Origin of the sequence: Hyphomicrobium sp. (genome assembly GCF_035572195.1) — a bacterium.
Classification (GTDB): domain Bacteria; phylum Pseudomonadota; class Alphaproteobacteria; order Rhizobiales; family Hyphomicrobiaceae; genus Hyphomicrobium_B.
The window spans coordinates 1-3,572 of record NZ_DATNBA010000140.1; the positions used below are offsets into that span (position 1 = coordinate 1).

The following is a 3,572-nucleotide window of genomic DNA, read 5'->3' on the forward strand; positions in this document are numbered from 1 at the left end:
GATTTACTATACCATTCGACTAGCGGCAGGAGAGAAAGCGTGCGGACAGATATGTTTTCTTGATATTCAACCGGAACAAGGGGTCATTGAAATTGGATCGATCTGGTTTGGTCTGACCCTGCGGCGTACGCGAAGCGCCACGGAGTCGATATACTTGATGCTGCGCTATGCGATGGACGATCTCGGTTATCGGCGCATGCAGTGGCGATGTAATGCACTAAACGCCGCTTCCCGTGCGGCAGCTCGCCGGCTTGGCTTCCGCTTTGAAGGAATCTTCCATAACCACATGATCTTCAAGGGCAGAAATCGAGATACGGCTTGGTACTCGATCCTTGACGACGAATGGCCAGAGGTCCGCGAAATCATGGAACGATGGCTCGCGCCGGGGAATTTCGATCAAAGCGGTGCTGCCAAAACTTCGTTGGCCGCGCTGATGGAAGAACGCGGTCCCAGCCGTCGGACGTGATGTCGGCGAAGCAATAGAATGTCCGCTTCTGACCCAAAGCCGACTGATCACCCCCTCCCGGGCACCAGCTTTTACCGTTACGATGGATCGTCCTTAGGCTCGGGGCGGCGATGAGACGGCGCGAGTTCATCACGCTTCTCGGCGGTGCGGCGGCTTCTTGGCCGCTAACGGCGCGCGCGCAGCAGCCGGCGACGCCGTTGGTGGGCGTCATGTCCCCGCTCTCCGTAGCCACCGCGGCCCGCAACCTTGCGGCGTTGCGGAACCGGTTGCGCGAATTGGGATACACCGAGGGGCGGAACATCAATATCGAGTATCGGTTCGGTGACGGGCTGGCCGAGCGCTTCCCCGTGCTCGTCGCCGATCTGGTTGCGCTCCGACCGGCTGTAATCGTCGTTGGGTCAACGGCCGGAGTCTTGGCCGCGCGAAAGGTTACCCGGACGACCCCCTTGATCTGGTTCGGAAGCGTCGATGATCCGGTGGCACTTGGGCTGGTTGAAAGTTTTGCCCGTCCGGGTGGCAATGTCACCGGGTTCTTGCTGTCCAACGATGCGAGCATGGTCGGGAAGAGACTGGAGCTGCTCCGGGACGCCGTGCGCGGGTTCTCGCGGGTTGGCGCCATCCTTAACCCCGAGTACGCCGCCGCTGACGGAACGCTGAAGGCGCTCCCTCCGGCGGCACGCGGGTTGGGCCTTGAAGCTCGTGCTTACGAGGTGCGGTCGGGAGCCGAGTTAGAAGCCGCATTCGCAGCGGCCGCGCGTGACGGCATGCAGGCTCTTTACGTGCCAGAAGCCCCTCTCTTCCTCACGCGCCGGAGTGAGATCGCCGCCGTGGCGGCGAGCGTGCGGCTACCGGCGATTTATACGTTCAGGGAGTTCGTCCAGGCAGGAGGCCTGATGTCTTACGGCGCAGATCTGCCTGCGCTGTACCAGCGTGCGGCTGGCTACGTCGATAAGATCCTGAAGGGCGTAGAACCGGGCGAGCTGCCGCTGCAGTCCGCAGAAAAGTTTGAGTTGGCCGTCAACCTCAAGACGGCGAAAGCCCTGAACCTCACAATATCAGAGGCATTCCTGCTGCGCGCCGACGAGGTAATCGACTAGCTTCGCAATGTCCGCTTATGGCCCTTAGCCGACATTGCTAGTTGCACCGCACATGTCTGCTTTCGGAGAGTAAAGCGGACATGACCCTTTGCATATTTGGGCCGCGCTTATTGCCCTCGATAGGCTTCACCGGAGGATATTATGTTTGAACGTGTTCAATTCTTTCTACTTGCCATGGCGGGCATGGTTGCTGGCGGATGCGTGGTGGTTCAACAGGCATTGAATGCCACGTTGCGCTCAGAATTGAGTAGCTCGGCTTTTTGGGCTGCATTTGTAAGCTACACGGCTGGTATGCTGACGTTGCTTTTTGTTCTCGTGGTCACTCGCGAGCCTTGGCCTGCATTGTCCATGATTGCAAAAAGTTCGCCGCTATCTTGGATCGGAGGAATTTTCGGTACCGTCTATATCGTGGCTTCGATCATGCTGCTTCCTCGTCTCGGCGCCATGACCGTGATTGCCTTATTGATTACGGGTCAGATGCTCACCTCAGTGGCATTCGATCATTTTGGGCTACTCGGGCTCACACAGCGCCCGATTGATATGTATCGAGCCGCCGGAGCCGTTCTGCTCATCCTGGGTGTGCTGCTAGTACGAACCTGAGATTTTCAACGATGCGAAGAACGAGTTGGTGCTCAATCTGAAAACGGCCAAGGCGCTCGGCCTCTCCCTGCCCCCTTCGCTCCTTTCCCGGACCAACGAGATTATTGAATAAGACTCGCTATCGTCCGCCTATGGCCCCGTCCGGGAATTCTGACCGGCAGTTCGGTGTTATAACGAGCACCGACCAGGGAGGTTAAAAATGACCCGCACGATTTTCGTGGCTGCCGCCCTTGCTTCTTCAGCCTTTGGCCTTCAGCCAGCGGCAGCGGACTACTACGGGGCTCCATGGTGCGCGGTGATGGCGATGGGCGACGGTGATATGCAGTGGAGCTGCGAGTATCGCTCGGTCGAAGAATGTCGGCCGAACGTGCTGGGCGGTAATCGGGGCTGGTGCAATCCGAACCCGTACTTCGTCGCGTCCCATTCGTCGCCAGAACAGCGGCGCTACACCAAGCGTCATGCTCGCCCGCAGTAAGAACGGGCGCCGTTCCTTTCTCGCAGTGGCTGCGGCGCTGAGCCTATCGGCGGCCGCGCCCGCGCATGCCGACGTTTATCCGTCGAAGACCATCACCATCGTCGTCGGCTTTGCGCCGGGCGGCCTCATCGATGTGATCGCGCGCCTCGTCGGCCAGAAGCTGCAAATCAAGCTCGGCCAGACCGTGGTCGTTGAAAATCGCGCCGGCGCGGCCGGCAATCTGGCGCATCGCCGCGTCGCCACGGCAGAGCCGGATGGCTATACAATTCTTGGCGGGACGACGTCGTTGCCGATCAATGAATCTCTTCACCCGAAGCGCGGCTACACGGCGGACGATTTCAAAGCCATATCGATTGTCGCGACCTCTCCGGAAATGATATCCGCGCCGCCGGGCGGAGCCAAAACCTTGAAGGAGTTTATCGACAATGCGCGTGCGTCGACGGCGCAATTCGGCACCGCCGGCGCGGGCAGCGCGTCCTACATCGTGACCCAGTATTTCTTTGAAAGGATCGTCAAGATCCCCACGACCCATGTTCCTTTTCAAGGCGGCGCGCCTGCCGTGACGGCGGCGATGGGCAACCAGATCCCGTTGGTTGCCACCCCACCCGCTGCAGGCGCGGCCGCTCCGGTCAAGGCCGGGGCCCTGCGGGGTCTTGCCATCGCCAGCGAGAAGCGCATGGCCATCCTGCCCGACGTTCCGACTTACGGCGAGAATGGCTACCCCGGCTTCGTCGCATCAGCATGGACCGGATTTTTCCTGCCGGCGAAAGCTCCTGACGAGATCGCCAGGACGCTCAATGTGGCGATCAACGAGATTTTAAAAGATCCGGACGTGGCCTCGCGTCTCGAGCAACTCGGCTTTGAACCCCTCAACCTTGATCAGAAGGCTGCCGACACGATGTTTCGATCCGACATCGTCAAGTGGCGGAGCATG

The 3,572-nt window shown here is 59.8% G+C and carries 5 protein-coding genes; all 5 read left to right on the top strand.

From position 1 onward, the window contains the following. Positions 1–466 (top strand): GNAT family protein (locus tag VN623_RS12070; RefSeq protein ID WP_325571238.1); only part of this gene is annotated, 466 nt, incomplete at its 5' end. 110 nt (positions 467–576) lie between these two features. After that, complete coding sequence (locus VN623_RS12075; RefSeq protein ID WP_325571239.1) at positions 577–1,563, top strand: ABC transporter substrate-binding protein; 987 nt, start codon at positions 577–579, stop codon at positions 1,561–1,563. 141 nt (positions 1,564–1,704) lie between these two features. Then, positions 1,705–2,163, top strand: coding sequence for a DMT family transporter (locus VN623_RS12080; RefSeq protein ID WP_325571240.1), 459 nt, complete (start codon positions 1,705–1,707; stop codon positions 2,161–2,163). Positions 2,164–2,362: 199 nt separating this feature from the next. Then, complete coding sequence (locus VN623_RS12085) at positions 2,363–2,638, top strand: DUF3551 domain-containing protein (RefSeq protein ID WP_325571241.1); 276 nt, start codon at positions 2,363–2,365, stop codon at positions 2,636–2,638. Continuing rightward, positions 2,622–3,572, top strand: a 951-nt coding sequence (locus tag VN623_RS12090) for a tripartite tricarboxylate transporter substrate-binding protein (protein WP_325571242.1), incomplete at its 3' end; no start/stop codon positions are given. The genes VN623_RS12085 and VN623_RS12090, both read left to right, overlap by 17 nt.

Excerpts from the sequence above, each read along its gene's own strand:
- VN623_RS12080 (WP_325571240.1), top strand. The coding sequence starts at position 1,705 with ATGTTTGAACGTGTTCAATTCTTTCTACTTGCCATGGCGGGCATGGTT.
- VN623_RS12075 (WP_325571239.1), top strand. The coding sequence starts at position 577 with ATGAGACGGCGCGAGTTCATCACGCTTCTCGGCGGTGCGGCGGCTTCT.
- VN623_RS12085 (WP_325571241.1), top strand. The coding sequence starts at position 2,363 with ATGACCCGCACGATTTTCGTGGCTGCCGCCCTTGCTTCTTCAGCCTTT.